This is a genomic window from uncultured Microbulbifer sp. (assembly GCF_913055755.1).
Taxonomy (GTDB): Bacteria; Pseudomonadota; Gammaproteobacteria; order Pseudomonadales; family Cellvibrionaceae; genus Microbulbifer.
In genome coordinates this window covers 1-23,768 of record NZ_CAJXKH010000058.1, presented here as the reverse complement: position 1 = coordinate 23,768, position 23,768 = coordinate 1, and the positions used below count along the sequence as shown (strand labels likewise).

Below are 23,768 nucleotides of genomic sequence, written 5' to 3'. Positions count from 1 at the left end.
ACCTGGAAACGCTTGATGATGTCCTCGAACAGATGATTCCCGAGGACTGGCTGCGGGCGGAGTTTATGAAGCAGCTGTCGGAGGAGGAGAAGGCGAAGATCGAAAGTATGGGCGGGCTGGAAAAGCTGCTGGAAGAGTTCAAGAAGCGCCTCGAGGAACAGAAGGAACGCCACAGCGGCGGTAACAAGTGGATTGGCACCGGTGGTACCAGCCCGTTTGGCAACAGTGGCTTTCACCCGGGGGGTATTCGCGTCGGGGGGCAGAGTCGCAACAAGTCGGCGTCCAAGGTCTGGGAAAAACGCCAGTTCCGCAACCTCGACGACAGCCTCAGCCTGGGCACCCGCAATATCCAGGTAGCGCTGCGCAAACTGCGTAAATTCGCCCGCAGCGGCGCGGCGGAAGAACTGGATCTCGACAACACCATTTCATCCACCGCACGCAACGCGGGGTTGCTGGATATCAAAATGGTGCCGGAGCGGCACAATGCGGTGAAGGTGCTGATCTTTTTCGATGTCGGCGGTTCCATGGACCCGTATATCAAACAGTGCGAAGAACTGTTCTCCGCCTGCCGCAGCGAGTTCAAGCACCTGGAATATTTCTACTTCCACAACTTCATCTACGAACACGTGTGGAAAGACAACCAGCGCCGCTACAGCGAATCGACCCCACTGCTGGAAGTCCTGCGCACCTACGGCAAGGACTACAAAGTAATCTTCGTCGGCGACGCCTCCATGGCTCCCTACGAAATCACCAGTCGTTTTGGCAGCGTCGAACACATGAACGAAGAACCCGGCGCAGCCTGGATGCGCCGGGTTACCGACACCTACGAAAAACTCATCTGGCTGAACCCCACCGCCGAGGAGTACTGGCAGTACACCGGCAGTATCGGCATGACCCAGCAGCTGGTGGATGGGCAGATGTACCCGATGACGCTGGAAGGGCTGGATAAGGCGATTGCTTATCTGGTGAAGGGACGTTAACTCAAGCCGTTACACTGCCTGATACTTCCTGCGAAGGCGGCGATGCCGGGTGCTGCTTTGTGAGACCTTCAAAAACAGGGATGTTTTTGAAGAGCCCCCATGGATGGGTTCACGGCGTGTCTCACAAAGCAGCACCCGGTAGCGGCGCCGCCACTGTATTAACCTACGGAGCTCTCGAGGCCCGAACGATTCACTCGCTAAACTTCCGCGGCGGTGCACCTTCGTGGTCAGCGGTAATTCCGTACTCTTCGTTGGTGGTGTCTTTCATCACGGTGTGCTCCTGTTCGGCACCGTGCATCCAGTCCACCAGTTTTTCCCGCAGGAAGAACAGGATAATGCCCGCAATAATCGCCGCAGCCGCCACGCCACCAAAGGTCGCCAGCGGACCCGACTCGCCCACAAACTTACCGATCTCCGCCGCACCCTTGTTCGCAATACCGATAAACGCAAACCACAAACCCATCATCAGCGACAGATAGCGCAGCGGAGAAAGCTTCGTCACCATGGACAGGCCGATGGGCGACAGGCACAACTCACCAATGGTGTGGAAAATATACGCCACCACCAGCCACCACGGGCTCGCCTTCACGGTTTCGGAATCGCCAATCTGCATTGCCGCGCCCACCATCGAAACAAAACCCAGGCCAAGGAAAATCAAACCCATACTGAACTTGGCCGGCGACGAAGGCTCCCGCGATCCCAGGCCAATCCAGATACTCGCCACAACCGGCGCCAGGATGATAATAAACAGCGGGTTCACCATCTGCAGCCAGCTGGCCGGAATCTCGAAACCGAAAATATGCAGGTCGGTGTTGTACTTCGCAAACAGGTTCATCGAGCCCGCCGCCTGCTCAAAGCCCGCCCAGAAAATCACCGTAAACACACCCAGAACCAGAATCACCTTGATGCGGTCCCGTTCCTCCGGAGTGAGCGGGCGCTTCTTCTCCGCCTCGCTCAAATGCGGCGTCAGTCCCAGCTTTGCCGAAGGCTGCTTGCCGATTTCCCCCAGGAACTTGTGCGCCTGGGTCAGCTGCAGGATCAGGCCCAGCAGCATGCCGAGGCCGGCGACAAAAAACGCCAGCTGGTAATCCACCTTCTCGCCGATCCAGCCAATCACCAGGTAACCGAGGATCGAACCCATGTTGATCCCCATGTAGAAGATCGTAAACGCCGTATCCCGGCGCTTGTCGCCCTCATCGTAGAGGTCGCCCACCATGGTGGAAATGTTTGGCTTGAAGAAACCGTTGCCGAAGATCATCAGTGCCAGGCCCAGCCACAGCATGTAAATCTCCGTGCCGTCCGGCAGCCACTTGTGCGGGAAGCCGAGCGCGAACTGTCCCAACATCATCAGCACACCGCCGAACATGATGCAGCGGCGCTGTCCCCAGACATTGTCCGCCATCCAGCCGCCGATGATCGGCGTCAGGTACACCAGCATCGCGTACCAGCCCAGGTAGCTCAGGGCCTTGGATTGCAGGTCCTGGTCGGAAAGCTGGTCCCAGCCAAATACCGCCGCGGTGGCCGCAGAGGTGAGGTAGAACACAAAGATACCGCGCATCCCGTAGTAGCTGAGGCGCTCCCACATCTCGGTACCGAACAGCAGGAATAGACCCTTGGGGTGGCCGAGCATCTCGCCGGCACTGGCCGGGGGCTTTGGCTTGAGATCTTGCATGGAGGCTCCTCTTACTAGCGAGCGTCGCCAGACAGCACTGGTCGGGTGGTCTCGGATCGAGAGACTCCGGCAGTACAGCGTGGGAATTTATCGCGCACTGGCCCCGAATCGGGGGTTGCAATACGCGTCATTGACCTGAGTATAGGCCAGCATATCGACAGGCAAGTCTAGGGCCGGACTTCGCACTCCCCCAGCGGGTATAATCGCCCGTTTGCCGTTTATTGATGAACCAGTAGTCATTCATGAGTCAAGAATCCCCCGACAACATCCTGCACCAGAGCGCACAGCTGATCCCCCAGTGTATGGGCCGGGACCGCCAGCGCCTGCGCAAGACCCTCAACAACGCCCGCCGGCGGGTGCGGGAGGGTAAGCCAGCGGACCGGATGCTGGGGCAGCTGCAGCAACAGGTTGCCGCGTCCGTGGCGCTGGCCGAGGCGCGCAAGGTCAAGTTGCCGGAAGTGCAGTGGCCGGAGGGGCTGCCGGTGGTGGCGCGGCGGGAGGAGATCGCCGAACTGATTGCCGCCAACCAGGTGGTGGTGGTGGCCGGGGAAACCGGGTCCGGCAAGACCACCCAGCTGCCCAAGATCTGTCTGCAGCTGGGGCGCGGGGTGTTCGGCCAGATCGGCCACACCCAGCCCAGAAGGATTGCCGCGCGCACCGTGGCCAACCGCATTGCCGAGGAACTGGGGCAGCGGCTGGGTGACTCTGTGGGTTACCAGGTGCGCTTTACCGACCAGAGTACCGAGCACACCCACATCAAACTGATGACCGACGGTATCCTGCTGGCGGAAATCCAGCGCGACCCGCTGCTGAATCACTACGACACCCTGATCATCGACGAGGCCCACGAGCGCAGCCTCAATATCGACTTCCTGCTGGGCTACCTGAAAACCCTGCTGCCGAAACGCCCGGACCTGAAGGTGATCATCACCTCCGCCACCATCGACCTGGAAAAATTCTCCAAGCACTTTGACGACGCGCCGATCATCGAAGTGTCCGGCCGCACCTACCCGGTGGATATCCACTACCGCCCACCGGCGGACAGCGATGCCGACCTGAACGAGCAGGTGATTAGCGCGGTGGAGGAGTTGCTGCAGGAGGAAAAATCCTCCCCCCGTCGCGGCGGCGATATTCTGGTATTTATGAGCGGCGAGCGGGAAATTCGCGAGTGCGCCAAGGCGCTGCGCCACGCGCAGTTGCCCCATCTCGAGGTGCTGCCGCTGTATGCACGCCTGAGCCTGGCGGAACAGAGCCGTGTATTTGCCTCACACAAGGGGCGGCGGATTGTGCTCGCCACCAACGTGGCGGAAACCTCCATTACCGTGCCCGGCATCCGCTACGTGATCGACCCGGGTACCGCGCGTATCAGCCGCTACAGCTATCGCAGCAAAATCCAGCGTCTGCCGGTAGAGGCGGTTTCCCAGGCCAGTGCCAACCAGCGCGCGGGCCGCTGTGGCCGGGTCAGCGCCGGTGTGTGTATCCGACTGTATGAAGAGAGTGATTTCCTGCAGCGCCCGGAATTTACCGATGCGGAAATCCTGCGCACCAACCTCGCTGCGGTCATTCTGCAGATGCTGCAACTGCGCATCGGCGATATCCGCGATTTCCCGTTTGTGGATCCGCCGGATCAGCGCCTGATCAACGACGGTTACAGCCTGTTGCAGGAACTGAAAGCGGTCGACGGCAAGGGCCATGTGACGAAGCTCGGGCGCGCGCTGTCGCGCCTGCCGCTGGACCCGCGCCTGGGGCGCATGTTGATGGAATCCGGCAGCACCGACAGCCTGCGCGAACTGCTGATAATCGTCAGCGCGCTGGCGGTGCAGGACCCGCGCGAGCGCCCGGCGGAAAAACGCCAGGCCGCGGACGAAAAACACAAACAGTGGCAGCACGAACAGTCGGACTTTCTCACCCTGGTCAACCTGTGGGACGGCTATGAAGCCCAGCGGCAGGAACTGAGCCAGAACCAGCTGCGCAAGTGGTGCCAGAAAAATTTCCTGTCCTGGCTGCGCCTGCGGGAGTGGCGGGACATCCACCACCAGCTGCGCCTGGCGATCCGCGACCTGGACCTGAATACGAACCGCGAGCCGGCGGATTACGCCAGTGTGCACAAGGCCATTCTGCCGGGGCTGCTGGGCAATATCGGGGTGCGCGACGAGAACAAGGAATTCCTCGGCTGCCGCAACCGCCGCTTCCATATTTTTCCCGGCTCCGGCCAGTTCAAGAAACCGCCGCGCTGGGTGGTGGCGGCGCAACTGCTGGAAACCAGCCGCCTGTTCGCGCACACCGTGGCAAAAATCGAACCGGACTGGGTGCTGGGCTGTTCCGACCACCTGGTGAAACGCAACTATTTCGAGCCGCACTACAACCCGCGCTCCGGTGCGGTGATGGCGTTCGAAAAGGTCACCCTATACGGCCTGGTGCTGGTGGAAAAGCAGCGCATCCATTTCAGCAAACTGGATCCGACAACCGCGCGCGAGGTATTTATCCGCGAGGCGCTGGTAGAGCGTCGCTACCGCGGCAAGGGCAAGTTCTTCAAGCACTACGGTGAACTGTTGGAGGAACTGGAAGACCTGGAAGCGAAGTCCCGCCGCCGGGATATCGTGGTGGACGATGAGGTGGTGTACCGCTTCTTCGACGAGCGCGTGCCCGCGGACGTGGTCAACCTGGCCGGCTTCGAAAAATGGCGCAAGCAGGCGGAACAGAAAGACCCGCAACTGCTGTTCCTGCCCCGTGAGCTGATGATGCAGCAGGACGCCGGGCATGTGGGGGAAGCCCAGTTTCCGGACACGCTCAGCAGTGGCGGTATCGAATACCCCCTCAGCTATCACTTCGAGCCGGGGAGTGCCGAAGATGGTGTGAGTATCCAGGTGCCGGTGGGCGCACTGCACCAGGTGCCGGCTGCGCGGCTGCAGTGGATAGTGCCGGGGATACTGCGGGACAAATGTATTGCGCTGGTGAAGGGCCTGCCAAAGCAGTACCGCAAGCATTTTGTGCCGGTGCCCGCTGCCGTGGACAAGGCGCTGCCGCGTATGCAGGCGGGCAATACGCCCCTGTGGCAGTCCCTGGCCCACGAACTGAAACGCCAGACCGCAGAGACCCTGCCGGAAGAGGCCTGGCAGGCGGCAGAGCTGGGACTGGAAGATTTCTACCGCTTCAATATCCAGGTGCTGGACGAAAACGGCAAACTGCTGGACCAGGGGCGGGACCTGGCAAGCCTGCAGGCGCGCTACCGCGACCGGGTGCAGCAGGAGCTGGCCAGCGCCGGAGACGACTTCGAGCGCGAGGGCATTACCCGCTGGGATTTCGGCGACCTGCCGGAGACTCACCAGATCGACCAGGGCGGACTCAAGGTGCGTGCCTATCCCGCGCTGATTGCCGGCAAGGACAGTGTCGACCTGAAACTGCTGGACAACCCGGAGGAGGCGCAGCGCCTCACCCGCGCCGGCATCTGCCGCCTGGCCATCCTGCAGCTGCCGGAGCCGGTGAAATACCTGCGCAAGGAGTTGCTGAAAGGCAAGGAACTGGGGCTCAGCGCCGCAGACCTGGGGCGCCGCGAGGAGGTGGCCGACGATATCCTGATGGCGGCGGTGCGCGAGTGTTTCTGGGGCGATGAAAACTGGCCCCGGAGCGAAGCGGACTTTGCCGCGGCGCTCTCCAAGCGAGAAGAGCTGGTGCGCACCGCGCAGGAAATTGCCGAGCTGCTGGTAAAGGCACTGGCCCAGCTGGTGCCGCTGCGCAAACAGATCAAACAGCAGAAAAACCTGGCGGTGGCCCTGGCAGTAGCCGATATCAACCGCCAGCTGAGCGGGTTGTTCTTCCGCGGGTTCCTGTTTCTCACGCCGCTGGAATGGCTGCGGCAGTACGGGCGCTATCTGAAAGGGATCGAGCTGCGGCTGGAAAAGGCCGCGCTGGATCCCAATCGCGACCGCCGCCAGATGGCGGAACTGCAGGAGGCAGAGGAGCCTTACCAGGCCGAGTTGTGCAAACACGACCCGCTGTTTATGGCCGGAGACCGCGATCTGGTGCAGTACCGCTGGATGCTGGAGGAATTTCGCGTATCGCTGTTTGCGCAGAGCCTGAAAACCCTGATGCCGGTATCCATCAAGCGCCTGCGCAAGCAGTGGGCCGAGCGGAGCGCGGCGTAATCGTCATACAAAAAGGCCGGGGCTGCATGAAGTGTTTGACAGCGGTAACAGGCGAATGGGGACTCCGCTGAAAAAGCTGCGCGCAACAACGTGTAAGAAATCGGCAGCGGCGACGACAGATAGACGACCCGGTTCACAGTTCCGGCAACTTTGCAGAACCCGGAATGGAAACCGCCGGTCAAAAATAACCACCAACTCGTAGTTGGCTGGCTATACTGGCGAAACGGCGGTTTTGGCGCCGTTCAGGTGTACCGACCAAAACTTCAATCTGGAGAAATGTTATGAACAAGAAAAACCTGCCTCTGGCCGCGGCGGTCAGCGCTGCGGTACTCGCTTCCGCCACTATCAGTGTTTCCGCCAATGCCAATCCCTTCGCGGCCGATGCCCTGGCTTCCGGCTACAACATGGCCATGGCTGCCCAGGACAAGGACCAGGAAGGCAAGTGCGGCGAAGAGAAGAAGAAAGAAGGTAAATGCGGCGAAGGCAAGTGCGGCGACGACAAGAAAAAGGAAGGCAAGTGCGGCGAAGGTAAGTGCGGCGAGGGCAAAAAGAAAGAAGGCTCTTGTGGTGAAGGCAAGAAGAAAGAAGGCAGCTGCGGCGCATAAGCCGCTGAACAGCCACTTCTCGCCATGGCAGCCCCCCCGGGGGCTGTCACACCCGTGACCACAAGCGCTGAGCACCATGCCTGAACACTCGCAGACAATTCCCGTACGGGGCGCCGGTCTGGGCCTGCGTCGTTCCATGATCGGTGAAACCCTGTTGCCGCAACAGGTGGACTTCCTCGAAGTGGCACCGGAAAACTGGATCGGTGTCGGCGGGCGCCTGGGGCGCTGGTTGCGGGAGCATACCGAACGCTTTCCTTTCGTCACCCACGGGTTGTCCCTTTCCATCGGTTCGCCGGCACCACTGGATGAAGCGCTGGTGAAATCCATCAAACGGTTTATCGGCGAACACAATATCCGCTGTTACAGCGAGCACCTCAGTTACTGCTCCGATCACGGCCACCTCTACGACCTGTTACCGATTCCGTTCACCGAAGAGGCGGTGCACTACGTGGCCGGGCGGATTCGCCGGGTGCAGGATATTCTCGAACAGCGCATCGCGATGGAAAACGTGTCCTATTACGCAGCGCCGGGACAGGAGCTGAGCGAGCTGGAATTTATCAATGCGGTGCTCGGTGAGGCGGATTGCGACCTGTTGCTGGATGTGAACAACATTTACGTCAACGCCATCAATCACCGCTACAACGCCGAGGCCTTCCTGTTCGGTCTGCCCGGCGAACGTATCCGCTACATTCATGTGGCGGGGCATTTCGACGAGGCGGACGACCTCAAGGTGGACACCCACGGCGCGCCGGTGATCGACCCGGTGTGGCAGTTACTGGAAAAGGCATACGGGGCCTTCGGTCCGCTTCCCACTCTGCTGGAGCGGGATTTCAATATCCCACCGCTGCCGGAGCTGCTGGAAGAGGTGCAGCGTATTCGCGACCATCAGGCAGCGGCGGAAATCGATACCGCAGCCAACACGGAAGCCGGCACAGAAACCGGGAGCGAGACAGCGGAGGGACTGGCCCATGTGCGTTGAGCAGCCTCCCGCACCGGATACTGCAGAGGGCGAATTCCAGGAGCTCCAGCAGGGCTCTTTCCAGAAGCTTCAGCAGGGCTTTGCCGCCCACCTGCGCGCCCCCCAGGAAGTTGCCGCGCCAGCGGAGATCGAATCCCGGCGCATGGGGATCTACCGCGACCTGATTTACAACAATATCGAGTCTTTTATTGCCGGCGGCTTCCCGGTGCTGCGCAGCCTCTACGGGGATGAACCCTGGCATCGCCTGGTGCGCGATTTCGTGCAGCGCCACCGCTGCAAAAGTCCCTACTTTCTCGAGATCAGCCAGGAATTTCTGCACTACCTGGAGCACGAGAGGGCGGACAGCCCGGACAGCGCCAACGACCCGGCGTTTCTCCGGGAACTGGCACACTACGAATGGGTGGAGCTGGCACTGGATGTCAGTGAGGAGACATTCCCGCCGGGGCTGGTTGTCGAAGGCGACCGGGAAACGGTACTGGAACTGTCGCCGGTGCTGTCGCCGCTGGCGTGGAGCCTGAGCTACCAGTTCCCCGTGCACCGGATTGGGCCGACCTTCCAGCCCGTCGATCCACCGCAAATGCCCACATTTTTGGTTGCATATCGCAACCGCGCTGATACAGTGGCGTTCCTTGAAGCCAATGCCGTCACCGCCCGGCTGTTACAACTGGCGGAACAGGCGCCCGCTGCACAATCCAGCGGTCGCCAGCTGTTGCAGCAGCTCGCACGGGAGCTCCAGCACCCGGATCCCGTACAACTGGAGCAGTTTGGTGCGGAATTGCTGTTGAAACTGCTGAACCTGGATATCCTGGCGGGCCTGCGCCGCCCCTGAGGCCGCGGGCCAACTGCTATTCTGGCAATGATCCGGCAACGTCTGCCGCTGGTTATTACTGCACTAAAAACTCTGCGCCGGCTCAATCCATTACGGGTGATTACACGCCGCTGGCCAACGCCCTGAGCGCAGCGTTAAAATCACGAAAACGGTCACAAAGCTCTGTTTTGAATATTCGATCCAATTTTGCGAGGAGCAGGGAATTGCTTGTACGCACACACACGTTCGCCTGGGTTCTGTCTGCACTGATCGCGGCACCCCTGGCGATGGCGCAAGATGCGCCCGATCCATTCGATTCCGACCCCTTCGGCGAATCCCCGGCTGAACCGACTGCAGCTCCGGGAGAGGCGCCTGCGGACAGCGGCAGCGATGCCGAAACCACCGGCGCCCCTGGTGCAAGCGAAGATGCCGCCGACGCAGAGGGCGGTGAAGGCGCGGCGGCCGAGGACGGCGCGGCTGTCGATGACTTCGGCTCGGAACTCGAAGACGAGTACGGTTTTGACCCCGCGGGGGAGTTCGCCTCAACCGAGGAGCCGGAAGAGCGGGATCCCTGGGAGGGTTTCAACCGCGCCATGTTCCGCTTCAACGATACTGCAGACCGCTGGATCCTGAAGCCGGTGGCGGTCAGTTATCGCCAGGTTACCCCCATCTTCATGCAGACCGGCTTCAGCAACTTCTTTTCCAACCTGCACGAGATCAACAATATCCTGAACAGCGCGCTGCAGTGGAAGTGGGGCCAGGCGGGCAACGATTCCGGCCGCTTCCTCGTCAACAGCACCGTTGGGCTGGGGGGGCTGTTTGATGTGGCGCGCCATATGGGGCTCGATCCCAGCGACGGCGAAGACTTCGGCCAGACCCTGGCAGTGTGGGGCGTGCCCTCCGGGCCCTACATGGTGTTGCCGCTGATGGGGCCGTCCTCCGTGCGCGACGCCCCGGCCAGTGTGGTGGAGTGGTACACCAACCCGATTACCTACGTAAACGACGGCGATGTAGAGGCCGCGCTCAAGTTTCTCGATGTGGTTCAGACCCGCGCTTCGCTCTTGCAGGCGGAAGCCCTGCTGAAGGGGGATCGCTACGTACTGATGCGGGATGCCTACCTGCAGCGTCGGGAATACCTGATCAACGATGGCGCTACCGAGGATGATTTCGGCGGTGACATGGATGAATACGATTTTTGACGCCCCCAGCTTTCCATGAATGAAGCCACTGCACCTGCCGAGCGCCACGCCATTGTGCTGATCGAACCCGATCAGCCGGCGCGGGATCTGGTGCAGTCGACGGTTGCCCGCCTTGGCTATACGGTCACCCTGCTTGAAAGTGGGGTTGAGGCCATTGCCCAGGTGGCGCCGGATAAACATGAGTTGGTGATCACTGACCTGCACCTGCCGGATATCGGCGGTCTCGAGGTGCTGCGCAAGGTCAAACAACGGTCGCCGGAGACCGCGGTGGTGGTGCTCGCTTCCAACAGTGAAGTGACCGACGTGGTGCAGGCGCTGCGTCTCGGTGCCAGCGACTACCTGCTAAAGCCCCTCACCGACCGCCGCGTCATCGAGCACGCCATATCCCGGATTACCGAAGCCCGCGATCTCGCCGACCAGAACCGCGAATACCGCGAGCAACTGGAAGAGCGCAACCGCGAGCTGCACGACCATATCGAGCTGCTGCAGCGGGACCACGAGGCCGGGCGCCAGTTGCAGCAGCACCTGTTGCCGCGAACCCCCTACAAATATCCCGCCGGTATCGAAGCCGCCTACCGCCTGCTGCCGTCCCTGTACCTGAGTGGCGATTTCATCGACTACGGCCTGTTTGGCGAGCGCTTTGTGGCGTTTTACCTGGTGGATGTGTCCGGCCACGGGGTGTCATCGGCACTGGTGACCGCGCTGATCAAGCACAGCATCATGCACCTGCTGCGGGAGCGCCCGTTGTTCAGCCAGCTCAACAGCATCGATAGCGACCTGATCGAAATCCTCACCCTGATCAACAACGAATTGCTCGGCACCCATCTCGACAAGCACGCCAGTATGTTTGTGGGGGTGGTCGACAGCCGCGCGCGCCAGCTGCACTACGCGGTGGCGGGGCAGGTGCCCATGCCGGCGCTGGTCACCGGCGACGAAGCCCACTGGTTGCAGGGCAAGGGGCGCCCGCTGGGGCTGTTCGAGAAAGGTGGCTGGGAGGTCCAGCACTGCAGCCTGCCTACCAGCTGGCGACTGGTGGCCTGCTCCGACGGCGTGCTGGAACTGCTCCACGGCGATCTGCTGGAAAAAGAGGCCGAACTGCTGGAGATGATCAAGCGCAGCCGCGGTGACCTGGACGGCCTGTGCTCCGCGCTTGCTGTGGATACCGCCGAATCCTTCCCCGACGACATCACCATCCTCACCCTGCAGCAGGGCTAAGTGGCCATCGGGCCCGAATCTTGCTTTCAATTTTGTTGCAAAATCTCATAGCCGAGGCTTTCGGCGCTATTCATTTCCCGTTCATGGAAACTGCGGGAGACTGGATGCGTGGATGATCAATATGCGACTTATTGGTCAGAGTGGCAGGGTGTCCCGGCGGGCACTTGTCAGCCGCAGTGGGCAGGAGTAAGCTCCGCCCACTTTAGGGGTTGTCCGGAAAACCGTGGTTGTCACGGGCGCCCCCTGCCGTTGAGCTACTCTTGCACAAGGACTTGTGCGCGACCAAAAGTCGCAATTTTACAATCACATATCAGGCTTGGGCGAAGAACGCTGAGCCGGGTGTGGCTGAGGTTACTATGCAGTCCGGGCAGATAATGGTTGGTGACCACCAGGGCATTTATGTCGTGAAACTGGTGGGAGATGTGCGCCTCAATCTTTGTACGACTTTCGATAGTTTTATCGACAAGATGTTCGCGCACGGCGACTTTCGCGGTGTGGTGTTCGATATGCACCAGACCGAAGGGGTCGACAGTACCACGCTGGGTTTGATGGCCAAGATTGCCTTTCGCGCCGAAGAGCGCGGTAAAGGCAAACCCCTGGTGTTGTGTGACAACAAGGGCCTGCTGCACCTGATGGATTCCATGGGGTTTGAGGAACTGATGGACTTCAACGGCCACGCCGATAACGACGCCTACGCCGCAGAGCCGGTTCCCCTCAAATGCAACGATCCCGATGAGCGTTCAGCGCGGGAAATGGTGCTGGAAGCACACCGGGTGTTGATGAGCATGAACGAGCAGAATGCGGAAACCTTCCGCGACCTGGTGCATGCTCTGGAGGCGGAAAAGCGCAGCGAAGAACAGCAGCGCAGCGAAGAACCGCTGGCCGCTCCCAAGTCAGCCGCATCCCACCACTGACTTTCTTTTTTAGGCTTTTTTCTTTCAAGCCTTGTTCCGTGTGCGCCTTGCAAGTTGCGCATCGCAATTTTTACCGGTATTTCACCCGTTTCCCCGGGCCTCGGCTCGGGCGCGGGTAAACAGTCCGTGGGACAGGTAAATCAATTCCGATACCCGGCGGATCAGGTGCTCCTCGAAAGCGTCAATCTCGCCGTCCGCAAACGCCACCTGCCACATCTGTTTTACCAGCTGGTATTTGTCCTGTTCGCTGAAACTGTCGTTCACCGCCTGGGTAAATTCGTACAGGGACGTGGCTTCGTTGCGCTGCTTCAGGGCGCGTTCGATCATCGCCTGCGCGGTATCCGCATCCAGCGAGTAGTGCTCCTGCAGCAGCCGCACCAGCGCGCTGTGTTCACGCTCGTCCACCCGGTGATCTGCGGTCGCAATTTCGGCCAATAGCGCGGCACTGATCATGCGCACGTCGGTTTCCGTGCGCACCTCCAGGTCCTCCCCGCGTCCGATCTGATCAAACAGTTTGCGAATCTGCTGCAGCATGCCAGGTCCCTATATTTCTACTATTTCCGCTATTTCTGCGCGGTTTGTTCCAGCAGCGCCTCCAGTTTCAACTGGTCGGCGACGAAGTTGCGGATACCTTCCGCCAGTTTTTCCGTTGCCATGGCGTCGTCATTCAGCTGGTAGCGGAATTCCGCTTCGCTCATGGCGGTTTCCGGCACTTCCTGCGGGGCGAAGTCGCCACTGAGCCCGGCGGCCAGCTGCCCTTTATCCTCGTGCAGTTCCTGCAACAGTTGCGGGCTGATGGTGAGTTTGTCACAGCCTGCCAGCGCTTCGATTTCGCCGGTGTTGCGGAAGCTCGCCCCCATCACGATGGTCTTGTAACCGCGGGATTTATAGTACTCGTAGATGCCGGTCACTGACTGCACACCCGGATCGTCCTCCGCAGTGTAGTCGTCGCGGCCGGTACTGGCCTTGTACCAGTCCAGGATCCGCCCCACAAACGGCGAGATCAGGGTAACCCCGGCCTCGGCACAGGCCACCGCCTGGCTCTGGCTGAACAGCAGGGTCAGGTTACAACCGATGCCTTCCTGCTCGAGAATGGACGCGGCCTGGATGCCTTCCCAGGTGGAGGCCAGCTTGATCAGTACCCGTTCGCGGGCGATATCTTCCTGCTCGTAGAGGGCAATCAGGCGGCGGGCATAATCGATGCTGGCGCGGGTATCGAACGACAGGCGCGCATCCACTTCAGTGGATACCACCCCCGGCACGATATTGAGGATTTCCTTACCGATGGTTACCGCGAGCTTCATCGCCGCCTGCTGGATCACGTCGCCGCCGCTTTTCTCCGCCCAGGCGAGGGCGCTTTTCAGGTGTGCCTCATACTGGGGCAGCTGTGCTGCTTTGTAGAGCAGGGAGGGGTTGGTGGTGGCATCTTCGGGCTGGTAGCGGCGAATGGCTTCGATATCCCCGGTATCCGCGACCACCAGGCTGCGCTGCTTCAGTTGTTCCAGCTTGTTCATCAACTTTTCACTCCCTTGTATTCCCTGTTACGGCTTATTTTCTGAAAAAATTCGTGAGTCCTGGGTCAGCTCGCTTCGGTGACCAGGGCCAGCGCATGCTCCAGCACTTCCGGTCCGGCGCCCGCTTTGTGGGCATTCTCGCTCAGGTGCCGGCGGAATCGCCGCGCACCGGGTACTCCCTGGAACAGCCCCATCATATGCCGGGTGACGTGATTCAGTCGCTGCCCGGCAGCCAGCTGTTGTTCGATATACGGCAACATGGCCGCAACCACCTCGGCCGGGGTCGGGCCCGGCTCGCCGCCAAACAGCGCGCTGTCCACTTCCGCCAGCAGCGCCGGTGTCTGGTAGGCCGCACGCCCGAGCATAACACCATCCAACTGCTGTAAATGTGTCTGGCACTCTTCAATGGAGTTGATGCCGCCGTTGAGCACGATTTCCAGTTGCGGGTAATCCCGTTTCAGCTGGTACACCATATCGTATTTCAGCGGTGGCACTTCGCGGTTTTCTTTCGGGCTCAGGCCATTCAGCCACGCCTTGCGCGCGTGCACGATAAAGGTGGTGACACCCGCCTTGGCCTGCGCCTCCACGAAGCGCGTCAGGCCGGCGTAATCCTCCATATCGTCGATGCCGATGCGGTGTTTGACCGTAACCGGAATCGCAACCGCACTGGCCATGGCCGCCATGCACTCCGCAACCAGATCCGGCTCCGCCATCAGGCAGGCGCCAAAACGGCCTTTCTTTACCCGGTCGCTGGGGCAGCCGCAGTTCAGGTTGATCTCGCTGTAGCCCCACTGTTCGGCAATTTGCGCACAGCGCGCCAGGTCGTCCGGGTCGCTGCCGCCAAGCTGCAGCGCCACCGGTTGCTCGGCGGCGTTGAAGTCCAGATGGCTGTGCTGGTCCCCGAACAGGATCGCGCCGGTGGTGACCATCTCCGTGTACAGCAGTGCCTGCTTGCTCAGCAGGCGCCAGAAGTAGCGGCAGTGGCGGTCGCTCCAGTCCATCAGAGGTGCAGTACAAAAGCGGTGGTTCACCGGTTGTGCGCTGCCGGCAGTGGCGGGCAGGGAGTCGGTGGACTGTGGGGTGGCAGCGTTAAGCGGGGTATCAGGCATAGGGGGCTTGGAACAGCAAAGCGGGTGAATACTGGCGGCATTATAACCGCGTTGCCGATCAGTCCCAGCCCGGGAAGTGCTGCCACAGGGCGGCCGCACCTGAATTACAGGTGGCGCCCCTCGGCGGAGGTCTCGCGGTCGGGGTGCGTGGGGGATTCCGAATGCAGGCTGCCGTTGTTCGTCGAATCCAGCACCGGGCGCAGTTTTTTCAGCACCTGGCGCGCGGTGGCGCGGTAGCTGGTGAGTTTGCCGCCGGCCACTGCCACCACCCTGGGGCACTTGTCGTTGTTGCTGCAGATCATGGTTTCGCGGCTGCGGGAGAAGGGGCTGGCGGTGGCGTGGGGTAGCACCCGCAGGCCGGCCCAGCTGTCGCTCAGCTCGTGCAGCTGCAGCGGGCGGGTCTCCGGGAAGTGCTGTTTGAGGGTGCGCAGCAGGTAGGCTTTTTCTTCCAGTGTCGGCGCCACTTCTCCGGGGTCGCCGTGGTAGGGGCGTTCGGTGGTCCCCACCAGGGTCTCTCCCTGCCACGGCATCACAAACACCGCGCGCCCGTCTTCCGCTTCCACATAGAAAATCTTGTTGGCAATTTTCAGCGGCACCTGGATGTGGGTGCCGGCCACCAGTTCCAGTGCCGGCAGTTTGGCGCCCGGCGAGCACTTGCTGTTGGTGTCTTCGATCCAGGGACCGGTGCAGTTCACCAGCGCCTTGCAGTGCAGGGTGTTGAGCTGGCCCTGGTGGAAATAGTCCGCGCGCACGAACTTGTCGGTGACCTCGGCGCCGACCAGGCTGCCGGGGCAGATCAGTTCGGCCCCCCCGCGCTGTGCGGTGCGGATCACCTCCCGGGTCAGGGCGGCGTCGTCGGTCTGTGCGTCGAAGTAGCGGTATACCGCCAGCAGGTCGTCGCTGTTGAGTCCCTCGAGTTCTTCCCAGTCGCGGATATCCAGCGAGCGGAAGCGGGAGTAGGGGTTGAACAGCCCCGCCAGCAGGGCGTACAGGGTGAGTCCCAGGCGCACCTTCCACGGCGGGCGTTTGCTGTGGCGGTACACCGGGATCAGGAAGGGCACCATATGCACCAGGTCCGGCTTGTGCGCCAGCAGCCACTTGCGCTCCTTCAGGCACTCGTACACCAGGGAGAACTGGCCGCTTTCCAGATAGCGCAGGCCACCGTGAATCAGTTTTGACGAGCGTGAAGAAGTACCGGCCGCCACCGCCTGCTGCTCCAGCACGGCCACGCGGTAGCCCGCTGCAGTCAGCGACTCGGCCACGCCGGCACCGTGAATGCCGGCGCCAACCACCAGCACATCAAATTCCGTAGACATTGCTCGCTTCCCTGGAGCGCATCAGCAGCGGCAGATCGCCGGTGAGGATATGGTGGGCGCCGCGGTGGTGCCAGTGCACCGCGCCCTGGGCGGTATTGATTTCGTGCACCACCCACTGCCAGGGGCCCGGAGGCAATTCCTGGCAGTCCACGGTGGAGTGCTCGATCAGCAGGTAATCCGGCGCCAGGGTAACCACTTCCGCCGACAGGCAGCGGGCCACACAGGGGATGCGCAACGCCACGTGATCGAAACCGAGGCTGCGTGCCAGGCGCAGGCTGCGGATATCCTGGGTGAGCAACACAAAGGCGTCCTTGCTGCCGGGTATTTCATCCACCAGGCGCCGGATGGCAATCTCCGCGCCTTTTTCCGCCAGTGTTTCCGGCGCCAGCTCCACAAACCACTCCAGGTGCCGGTGCAGGTTGGCCCAGTCCACCAGCTGCACGAAGGAATTCAGGTGCAGCGTCTTCACCACTTTGTCCTTGAGTTCGCGCAGAGGGGCGGAAATTCCGGCTTCCGCACTGGTCACCTGGGAGCCGTGATGACACCAGGGGGTGCCGTTACCGCTGAACTGAACTTCGGTGGCAATGGCGCAGGCGCCGAGACCGTGGGCAGCCTCAAAAGCCGCAAGGGTATTCTCGGGGTGGTGAGTTCTGTCGCCCAGGTGCGCGATTAGCATCGATATGAATTCCCGCTGGAGATGGCCTTATTGTGTGGATGGGGAGGGGAGACTCGGCAAAATCTCTAAATGAAAAATAGTTGCTGTGGCGCGCCTTGCAAGCGACTTGTGGCGTCAATCACGACTCGGGAATAGGCGATGCAGGCGGTGTCGGCAAGCGGGAGCACTATGCTGAATGGATCGGTAATGCGGCGACAGGGGCAGGCAGTTGGTTGGGCAATTGGTTCGGCAATTGGCTCGGGTATCCACTTTTCCACGGCTCAGGCGGTTGTGCAGGGATATTGCCGTCGTTCTGGCGGTATTGCCAGCCAGTGCTGTCCTTGCCCTTGCCGCGGACGTAAATGATCCCGGCGCCGTGCGCAATTCTGCCTCAGCCTCCCTGCGCATTACCCTCACCATCCCACCGCAGACCCAGTTGATTGCCGGTGAAACCGGCACCGATACCCTGTGCCTGCGGCGCATTCCCGCCAGCTTTCTCCAGGTCCGGTGGGTTCGGACCGATCTGGCAGAATCCAGCGACTCGCGGTTTCTGTTGGACAGCCTCGAGGGACGTGCAAATGTGCAGGGATGCATTGACCTTGGCCCCCGCCCCAACTTTAACCCTACGGGGCAGGCTGCAGGCAAATACCTGCTGATCAGCGCGGAATAGCGGCTCACTGACACAGCCAGTAGCGAAAGCCCGCGGCAGTTGTTTCTCCCCAGCGAGCACTTAAAATGGCGCCAGATCATTAGCAAATACTGTTGTGCGTCCATGAAGCATCTTCTTGCGGTAATTTCCCTGCTCCTGGCCCAGCCGGTGTCGGCGGCCATGTCCCTGGATAAAATCATCCTGTATCTGCAGGACAAGCCAAACTCCCGGGAAGATATCGTGGTCACCAACCCCGATCGTGAAACCCTGTACCTGCAGACCGAGATTTACCGGGTGGACAATCCGGGCCTGCCCGATGAACAGCGCGTGCGGGTAGTGGACCCGAAAGATTTCAAACTGCTGGTCAGTCCTTCCAAGGCCGTTATCCCCGCGGGGGAGCAAAAGCGTTTTCGGCTGATGTCACTGGAGCAGGGGCTGGAGCGGGAAAAGGTGTACCGGGTGACGTTCAAGCCGGTAGTGGGGGATATCAAAACCGACAGGACCGCGCTGAAAATCCTGGTCGCCTATCAGGCGCTGATTTTTATTCAGCCCGAGTCCGGTGAATACCGGTTGGCGTTGGAAACGGATTCGGAAAACACGCTGGCTATTGCCAATAACGGCAACATCAATGTAGAGGTCAGTGCGATCCAGTATTGCCGGACCCCGGCGGAGTGTACGCCGGTAGCGCAATCCCGAAGGATCTACAGCGGCGCAAAGCTGGTGCTGGACGGGGACTTTTCCGAAGGCGGTTACCTGGAGCTGCTTGCCCGGAGTGGCAGAGAGTCGGAAAAGCTCAAGCTCGTCTTATAAGATGCCGGAGCTGACGCCAGCTCGCAGCGTCACTCCAGTTCAACGGTCAGCGTCAGTGTGTCGATGTACTGGTAATCCTGGGGGTTGGCGAGGTTGGCAGCGGGTACCGTCAACTCCAGCAGCATGTTTTCATTGCTGTAGCCCCTGCAGTCCATGGACGAGTGTCCCGCCCAGTCTTTTTTCGTAAACACCCCTTCCGTAAGCTTTGCCTTTTTCTTCGGTCCCAGTGTGCTTTGCACGATGAGTTCATAGGCTATGGTGTCGCTACCGGAGGTTCCTCCCAGTAAAAACTGCCCGTTGCCATTCTGGCTATCCGCTTTGAGCGAAAACTTGCTGGAGGCTGTGGTCGACACGCAAAAGAGTTGCTGCGCGGTAATGTCATTCCCCGGTGCCGGCATCTGCAGCAGCATATCCTCGAGCCCGCTGATTCGAATAGCGGCACCAACCACCAGCGCAATATCCACGGATAGGGCCGGCGTCAGCTCGGTGCGGTTATCAGACGCGGTCGATCCCTTGCAGACAACCGGGTTGTATGGGTTGTCGGGGTCTCCCCAGGGGTTGCACTGGTACAGGTAGAACTGCAGTGTCCCGCGATAGATTCCCGGGGCAGGAGTCACGCTGTTATCAGGTGTTATGGAAAAATACACCGGGGTCTGCTGGCCATTTGCGGCACCGCGAAAGCGAGTGCTGGTTTCCTGCCCGGGCACAAGGGTCGTGGCACTGGCAGCGGGGTGGTGGAATTCCAGTGATACGGGAATATCCCCGGCGGCGCCGCTCAACAGGAATTGCTGGTTCCGGGTGGGGCCTGTGACTTCAATGGTGTAGTCGCGGGACTGGTCACAATAGGCGGTGGTCCATTCATTGCCCGTCCAGCCAGCCCAGCAACTGCGAATACCGAACGGAACCGTCAGGTCTCCCCCGTAAATCACTGCATGTTCGGTGTCGTCCAGCCCGCAAACGCCCAGCGCCTTTTCGGGCACCGGCATGATACCGGAGCCATCGCCACAGGGGTCCTGATTGCTGGTCTGGGCATGCAAGGGAGCCGCCCACACTAGCAGGAGGCCGACAAGCAACCGCAGGCGCAAGCGATTACTGGGCCGCATAAATTGCTCCACCATCGGGGCATTGCGCCTTTGCCAGATCCACAATACCGATATTGATCCAGTCGTCGGCCGCGGTCTGTTGCGGAATCGAAACCTCGCATTTGCCCCACTGTACCGGCGGTACCTGCAGTGTTGTCGGTGCACCGTGGATCTCAATCTGGAACACGCCGAAATCGTCGGTCACCGCAGAGTAGTCACCGATGGAAATCCGGGTGTGGGTTACCGGGCGATCACCATTCATCAGGCGGCCAAGCACGACAATGACGGTTTGCACCGCGTAATCCGTGGTGGCGACATTGCCCGGATACAGGGTGATGGTTTCGTGGGATTCCCGGTAATCGTGGAAGCCATCGGACAGCGGGCGGAGAGACAATTCATAGGTGCGGAACGACGGCAGGCTGATCACCGACTGGCTGCCACCTTTGGCATATCCGCGGCGGCTTCCATCCACAAGAATTTCGAAATCCTCGTCGTCGGATCCGGTGATATCCACAATCACTGCGCTGTTCAGTGTGCGTTCGCCTCCCCACGAGAAAGCATCCCCGGAAGTCATCAGCGAGGTACTGAAGCTGCCCAGGTAATTGGTGGTGCGCAATGCGGAGGCGCGATTGTTGCGGTGGCTCAGCGTCGAGGTCAGGAAGCCGCGCCTGCCCGCGACGCGCGTCTGGCTGCCGAGGTAGTAGTTGTCTTCGGTAGCTTCTGCGGAAAACTGCTGGGACACATCGTAGGCCCACAGGTCGCGGTCATTCCAGCTACTGCTCATGCCCGCGCGGGCAAATCCGTTACCGGACTCGTCGCGGTCGTAGCGCAAGGTACTGCCGCTACTCCAGCGGTCGCCGCGGTAGCGGAATTGAAAGGTCACGGCAGTCAACTGCTGTTCATCTCCGGCAACGCTGTGGGACAGGTTGAAGTCACCATACCAGGCGCGCGTGCGCATCAGGCTGCGCTGGTACTCGAAGGTAGTCAGCTTTTCCGCACTGGCCAGGTTATCGTCGAGAATGATGCCGGGGGAGTCCAGCGGCTGCCGGCGGTCGCTCTCGCTGTGGCGAACGGACAGGCGTCCACCGAGCAGTGCGCTGCTGAGGGTGAGGCTGCGGTTAAAGGTGTCCCGGGTGAGGATATTGTAGGTATCCGCAGCGTACAGATCGTCGGGGGTATCCGTAATCCGTGTTTCACTGGCGCCGAAGTCGAAGTAGGGCGTATGCAGTTGTGCCAGCAGGCGGTAACCGCGGCTGCCGTCGCCGCCGTAGATCACGCTGGGGGAAAACTCGAAGTACTCCTGAATCCAGCGGCTGCCGAATTCCATGACCTGCTGGGAACGGGTCGAGGCCGCAGTGGCAAACAGGCCGGCATTGTCGGAAATTCGCCGGGCCAGGCTGCCTTTCAGGTAATAGGAGTCCACTCTGTCCGGCAGGGTATCCAGCTCCGTACTTCTTGCCGGCTTGCCGGCGAGCAGTTCCCAGCTCCACTCCCCGGCGGGCGGCAGTAGCGCGTCTTTGGCGAAAAACTGCGTATAACCCCCGAGCGACCGGCCACTTTCGTCGAATGTCTGCACTTCAACTTCGTATGCGCCACCGGGCAGATTGCTGGTATCCAGTAACTGGTTGCCGGCCTCGACCAGGGTGCTGTAAATCAGGCGACCATCGCGGTGAATCTCGACCCGCCCGCGGGTCGGCATATTGATCTCCAGCGGCGTACCTTCCCGGTAGAAATTATCCGCGCGGCTGTCGTTCGAACTGCGATATTGCACCCCGTAAAGGTAAGGGGAGGGGATAAAACTGCTGAAGTAGCTTTCCGGTTGCATCAGCCCGACGGAGTAGGCCCTGCCCTGGTAGTCCCGGCTCCAGTGCAGCTCGTGGACAAACGGGTTGCCCTCATCGGTGGCGGACCAGCGGCCGTGCAGGCCGCTCTCGCCAAAACTCAGTATGGAAGTGCCGAATAGCGAAGCGCTCTGCGCCGTGTCGCCGAGATTGGTGTCCACCCCGGACCAGGTCCCGGACAGGTTCTGGATAAACGAGAAATCACTGGTGGCGTCCGGCAGAAACGGAGACTCGATTGCCGCCTGTTTCGGCAGCAATTCCGGGGCGATAAAAATATCCACACGAAACCGGCTGTCGTCGTAGATCACCGCCAGGGATTCGGGCACCAGGTAGCCACAGTTGAGCTGGCTTTTGAGGCGACAGGCTTTGTGGGAGTTGCGCGGCTGTGATTGCCGCAAGGCAGAGAGAAGGATATCCGGTTGCAGGGATTCCGGTAGCATCTGCATTACCGCAGCAGGATCTGCAAACGTGACGGTTTGCAGGTCCACACTGACCTGAGCACTACCGAGGGGCCGGCCACCGAAATAAATATCGGCCACCAGGCTCTCCGGTTCGGTAAGATCGGCAAAGCCGGCAGGGGCCGATGTTTCGAGAGTAAACGCGGCAGTAGCAGCACCCAAAGCCAAATCGCTTTGGGCGTTTAGCACTAGTGTACTTACACTTACCGCGATAAAGCGCTTCATTGCGTGACACGAAAGCGCCAGAGAATACTCCGGCGCTTCTGCTTGTGGTTTATTCGCCAGATACGGTGATGGTTAGCGTATCGGTATAAGAAAGATCAGCGGCCGCTTCCCACACCGCCGCAGGAACCGTAACGATTACCTGAGCATTGTGTTCTGCGGCGTCGACGCAAGAATAACCGGTGTTTGGAGTGTACGTCGGCGTCATGGTGCCATCAGTATTTGTCTGCACTCCAGTTGCGCCGGTAGCGGTATTTGCAGTAAAGGCCACGTTGTAAGGGAGGGTTTCCGAGCTACCTTGGAGTAAGAACCCGTCGGTAACGCTAGTGGCACTGTCAAACTGAATTTTGTAACCGGCAAAACCCACCGTACCCACACAGAACGTATCTCTTCCTATCAGGTCATTACCAGCGGCAACGCCATCGAGGTCTAGTGCAATATTAGTGAGTTCCTGAATCTGGATGCCCTGAGCAATGTTCAGAGTGATATCGATAGAGCCTTCAGAAGTGGTAAGGCCTGGAGTCGCCGGGTTATCCACGGCGATACTTGCTGAACTGGCGAAGCCGAGAATCATTGCTGCACTTAGAGCGCGGACAGCATTTTTCATGTTTATTCCCTAAATTCCGAAGTGTTGTCGTTATAGGTGCTCGCTTTATGAGCAAAATGGCGCCGGCTACAGCAATCTGGCGTATTTTTCCCCAAATTTGTCGGCTTGGGCGCAATGATACCAATTGTGTGAGATGGGTCACAGACTTTTGTAACCTTATTGTGCATCTGTTGTTACAAATGCCCTGTTTGAGTGCCTGGTTCGTCAGTCGATGGAGCAAAGCTCCCATCTGGGCGCTTCCACCCCGGGACGATATAATGCCGCGCCTAAAATCCAGCCATCTGATTTAATTCAACCCAACCAGGCGACTTATGACCGTAAGAACCCGCATTGCTCCTTCCCCCACCGGCGACCCCCACGTAGGTACCGCCTATATCGCCCTGTTCAACCAGTGCTTCGCCCAGTCCCAGGGTGGCCAGTTCATCCTGCGGATCGAAGATACCGACCAGCAGCGCAGCACCCCGGAATCCGAGCAGGCGATTCTCGACAGCCTGCGCTGGCTGGGGCTCGACTGGCAGGAAGGCCCGGATGTGGGCGGCCCCCACGGCCCCTACCGCCAGAGTGAGCGCGGCGATATCTATAAAGAGCACTGTGATGAGCTGGTCGCCAAAGGCCACGCCTTCCATTGTTACCGCACCCCGGAAGAGCTGGATCACCTGCGGGCGAAGCTGCAGGAAGAAGGGCGGGTTACCCTGAAGCCCAGCGACCTGGCCCTGCCCGCCGAAGAAGTGGAAAAGCGCAAAGCGGCCGGCGAGCCCTACGTAGTGCGCATGAACGTGCCCGAGAGCGGCACCTGTGTGGTGGAAGACCTGCTGCGCGGCACCATCGAGATCGACTGGGCCCAGGTAGACGCCCAGATCCTGCTCAAGTCCGACGGCATGCCCACCTACCACCTGGCCAACGTGGTGGATGACCACCTGATGGAGATCACCCACGTGCTGCGCGGCGAGGAGTGGATCAACTCCGCTCCCAAGCACAAGCTGTTGTA

20 protein-coding genes are annotated in these 23,768 nt (G+C 60.5%); 11 read left to right on the top strand and 9 right to left on the bottom strand.

Annotated features, from left to right (window positions below; genetic code table 11):
- Nucleotides 1-980, top strand: a 980-nt coding sequence (locus QZ511_RS10980) for a VWA domain-containing protein (RefSeq protein WP_295802361.1), incomplete at its 5' end; no start/stop codon positions are given.
- Nucleotides 981-1,170: 190 nt separating this feature from the next.
- Here QZ511_RS10980 and QZ511_RS10975 read toward each other — a convergent pair.
- Nucleotides 1,171-2,652, bottom strand: coding sequence for a peptide MFS transporter (locus QZ511_RS10975; protein ID WP_295802360.1), 1,482 nt, complete (start codon nt 2,650-2,652; stop codon nt 1,171-1,173).
- Between the two features lie 242 nt (nt 2,653-2,894).
- Here QZ511_RS10975 and hrpA point away from each other — a divergent pair, with 242 nt between their 5' ends.
- The 7 genes from hrpA to QZ511_RS10940 all read left to right on the top strand — a co-directional run bounded on the left by hrpA (nt 2,895) and on the right by QZ511_RS10940 (nt 12,517).
- Nucleotides 2,895-6,797, top strand: coding sequence for an ATP-dependent RNA helicase HrpA (gene hrpA, locus QZ511_RS10970; protein WP_295802359.1), 3,903 nt, complete (start codon nt 2,895-2,897; stop codon nt 6,795-6,797).
- A gap of 281 nt (nt 6,798-7,078) precedes the next feature.
- Nucleotides 7,079-7,402: a hypothetical protein gene (locus tag QZ511_RS10965; RefSeq protein ID WP_295802358.1), complete on the top strand. Its 324-nt coding sequence runs from the start codon at nt 7,079-7,081 to the stop codon at nt 7,400-7,402.
- 76 nt (nt 7,403-7,478) lie between these two features.
- On the top strand, nt 7,479-8,381 hold the full coding sequence (locus QZ511_RS10960) for a DUF692 domain-containing protein (RefSeq protein WP_295802357.1): 903 nt from the start codon (nt 7,479-7,481) through the stop codon (nt 8,379-8,381).
- Nucleotides 8,371-9,210, top strand: coding sequence for a putative DNA-binding domain-containing protein (locus tag QZ511_RS10955; protein WP_295802356.1), 840 nt, complete (start codon nt 8,371-8,373; stop codon nt 9,208-9,210). Before QZ511_RS10960 ends, QZ511_RS10955 begins: the two co-directional genes overlap by 11 nt.
- A 203-nt stretch (nt 9,211-9,413) precedes the next feature.
- Nucleotides 9,414-10,388, top strand: coding sequence for a VacJ family lipoprotein (locus tag QZ511_RS10950; RefSeq protein ID WP_295802355.1), 975 nt, complete (start codon nt 9,414-9,416; stop codon nt 10,386-10,388).
- Nucleotides 10,389-10,403: 15 nt separating this feature from the next.
- Nucleotides 10,404-11,603 carry a SpoIIE family protein phosphatase gene (locus tag QZ511_RS10945; protein ID WP_295802354.1) on the top strand — a complete coding sequence of 400 codons (1,200 nt, stop codon included), beginning with the start codon at nt 10,404-10,406 and terminating at the stop codon, nt 11,601-11,603.
- 341 nt (nt 11,604-11,944) lie between these two features.
- On the top strand, nt 11,945-12,517 hold the full coding sequence (locus tag QZ511_RS10940; protein WP_295802353.1) for an STAS domain-containing protein: 573 nt from the start codon (nt 11,945-11,947) through the stop codon (nt 12,515-12,517).
- A gap of 81 nt (nt 12,518-12,598) precedes the next feature.
- Here QZ511_RS10940 and QZ511_RS10935 read toward each other — a convergent pair whose 3' ends face one another.
- The 5 genes from QZ511_RS10935 to QZ511_RS10915 all read right to left on the bottom strand — a co-directional run bounded on the left by QZ511_RS10935 (nt 12,599) and on the right by QZ511_RS10915 (nt 17,132).
- Nucleotides 12,599-13,051 carry a TerB family tellurite resistance protein gene (locus QZ511_RS10935; protein WP_295802352.1) on the bottom strand — a complete coding sequence of 151 codons (453 nt, stop codon included), beginning with the start codon at nt 13,049-13,051 and terminating at the stop codon, nt 12,599-12,601.
- 29 nt (nt 13,052-13,080) lie between these two features.
- A complete protein-coding gene (gene tal, locus QZ511_RS10930; RefSeq protein WP_295802351.1) occupies nt 13,081-14,034 on the bottom strand; it encodes a transaldolase in 954 nt (317 codons plus the stop codon).
- A gap of 62 nt (nt 14,035-14,096) precedes the next feature.
- Complete coding sequence (dusA, locus tag QZ511_RS10925) at nt 14,097-15,140, bottom strand: tRNA dihydrouridine(20/20a) synthase DusA (protein ID WP_295802350.1); 1,044 nt, start codon at nt 15,138-15,140, stop codon at nt 14,097-14,099.
- Nucleotides 15,141-15,244: 104 nt separating this feature from the next.
- Nucleotides 15,245-16,456: a glycerol-3-phosphate dehydrogenase/oxidase gene (locus QZ511_RS10920; protein WP_295802349.1), complete on the bottom strand. Its 1,212-nt coding sequence runs from the start codon at nt 16,454-16,456 to the stop codon at nt 15,245-15,247.
- Nucleotides 16,440-17,132, bottom strand: a complete 693-nt coding sequence (locus QZ511_RS10915) for a glycerophosphodiester phosphodiesterase family protein (protein ID WP_295802348.1) — start codon at nt 17,130-17,132, stop codon at nt 16,440-16,442. The genes QZ511_RS10920 and QZ511_RS10915 overlap by 17 nt, the downstream gene beginning before the upstream one ends.
- A 355-nt stretch (nt 17,133-17,487) precedes the next feature.
- Between QZ511_RS10915 and QZ511_RS10910 the strand changes: the two genes are divergently transcribed.
- Both QZ511_RS10910 and QZ511_RS10905 read left to right on the top strand, forming a co-directional pair.
- Nucleotides 17,488-17,781 carry a hypothetical protein gene (locus QZ511_RS10910; RefSeq protein WP_295802347.1) on the top strand — a complete coding sequence of 98 codons (294 nt, stop codon included), beginning with the start codon at nt 17,488-17,490 and terminating at the stop codon, nt 17,779-17,781.
- Between the two features lie 102 nt (nt 17,782-17,883).
- Nucleotides 17,884-18,570: a fimbria/pilus periplasmic chaperone gene (locus QZ511_RS10905; protein ID WP_295802346.1), complete on the top strand. Its 687-nt coding sequence runs from the start codon at nt 17,884-17,886 to the stop codon at nt 18,568-18,570.
- Between the two features lie 29 nt (nt 18,571-18,599).
- Here QZ511_RS10905 and QZ511_RS10900 read toward each other — a convergent pair whose 3' ends face one another.
- The 3 genes from QZ511_RS10900 to QZ511_RS10890 all read right to left on the bottom strand — a co-directional run bounded on the left by QZ511_RS10900 (nt 18,600) and on the right by QZ511_RS10890 (nt 22,780).
- Complete coding sequence (locus QZ511_RS10900; RefSeq protein WP_295802345.1) at nt 18,600-19,673, bottom strand: hypothetical protein; 1,074 nt, start codon at nt 19,671-19,673, stop codon at nt 18,600-18,602.
- Nucleotides 19,660-22,032 (bottom strand): TcfC E-set like domain-containing protein, encoded by a 2,373-nt coding sequence (locus tag QZ511_RS10895; RefSeq protein WP_295802344.1) that lies wholly within the window; start codon nt 22,030-22,032, stop codon nt 19,660-19,662. The genes QZ511_RS10900 and QZ511_RS10895 overlap by 14 nt, the downstream gene beginning before the upstream one ends.
- Nucleotides 22,033-22,225: 193 nt before the next feature.
- Nucleotides 22,226-22,780: a hypothetical protein gene (locus tag QZ511_RS10890; protein WP_295802343.1), complete on the bottom strand. Its 555-nt coding sequence runs from the start codon at nt 22,778-22,780 to the stop codon at nt 22,226-22,228.
- Between the two features lie 311 nt (nt 22,781-23,091).
- Here QZ511_RS10890 and QZ511_RS10885 point away from each other — a divergent pair.
- Nucleotides 23,092-23,768 (top strand): glutamate--tRNA ligase family protein (locus QZ511_RS10885; RefSeq protein ID WP_295802342.1); only part of this gene is annotated, 677 nt, incomplete at its 3' end.

What these genes read in the sequence shown, in the direction of transcription:
- QZ511_RS10890 (WP_295802343.1), bottom strand. Translation starts at nt 22,780, where the DNA reads ATGAAAAATGCTGTCCGCGCTCTAAGTGCAGCAATGATTCTCGGCTTC.
- QZ511_RS10915 (WP_295802348.1), bottom strand. Translation starts at nt 17,132, where the DNA reads ATGCTAATCGCGCACCTGGGCGACAGAACTCACCACCCCGAGAATACC.
- QZ511_RS10920 (WP_295802349.1), bottom strand. Translation starts at nt 16,456, where the DNA reads ATGTCTACGGAATTTGATGTGCTGGTGGTTGGCGCCGGCATTCACGGT.
- hrpA (WP_295802359.1), top strand. Translation starts at nt 2,895, where the DNA reads ATGAGTCAAGAATCCCCCGACAACATCCTGCACCAGAGCGCACAGCTG.
- QZ511_RS10900 (WP_295802345.1), bottom strand. Translation starts at nt 19,673, where the DNA reads ATGCGGCCCAGTAATCGCTTGCGCCTGCGGTTGCTTGTCGGCCTCCTG.
- QZ511_RS10960 (WP_295802357.1), top strand. Translation starts at nt 7,479, where the DNA reads ATGCCTGAACACTCGCAGACAATTCCCGTACGGGGCGCCGGTCTGGGC.
- QZ511_RS10905 (WP_295802346.1), top strand. Translation starts at nt 17,884, where the DNA reads ATGAAGCATCTTCTTGCGGTAATTTCCCTGCTCCTGGCCCAGCCGGTG.
- QZ511_RS10975 (WP_295802360.1), bottom strand. Translation starts at nt 2,652, where the DNA reads ATGCAAGATCTCAAGCCAAAGCCCCCGGCCAGTGCCGGCGAGATGCTC.
- dusA (WP_295802350.1), bottom strand. Translation starts at nt 15,140, where the DNA reads ATGCCTGATACCCCGCTTAACGCTGCCACCCCACAGTCCACCGACTCC.
- QZ511_RS10935 (WP_295802352.1), bottom strand. Translation starts at nt 13,051, where the DNA reads ATGCTGCAGCAGATTCGCAAACTGTTTGATCAGATCGGACGCGGGGAG.
- QZ511_RS10955 (WP_295802356.1), top strand. Translation starts at nt 8,371, where the DNA reads ATGTGCGTTGAGCAGCCTCCCGCACCGGATACTGCAGAGGGCGAATTC.
- QZ511_RS10945 (WP_295802354.1), top strand. Translation starts at nt 10,404, where the DNA reads ATGAATGAAGCCACTGCACCTGCCGAGCGCCACGCCATTGTGCTGATC.
- QZ511_RS10965 (WP_295802358.1), top strand. Translation starts at nt 7,079, where the DNA reads ATGAACAAGAAAAACCTGCCTCTGGCCGCGGCGGTCAGCGCTGCGGTA.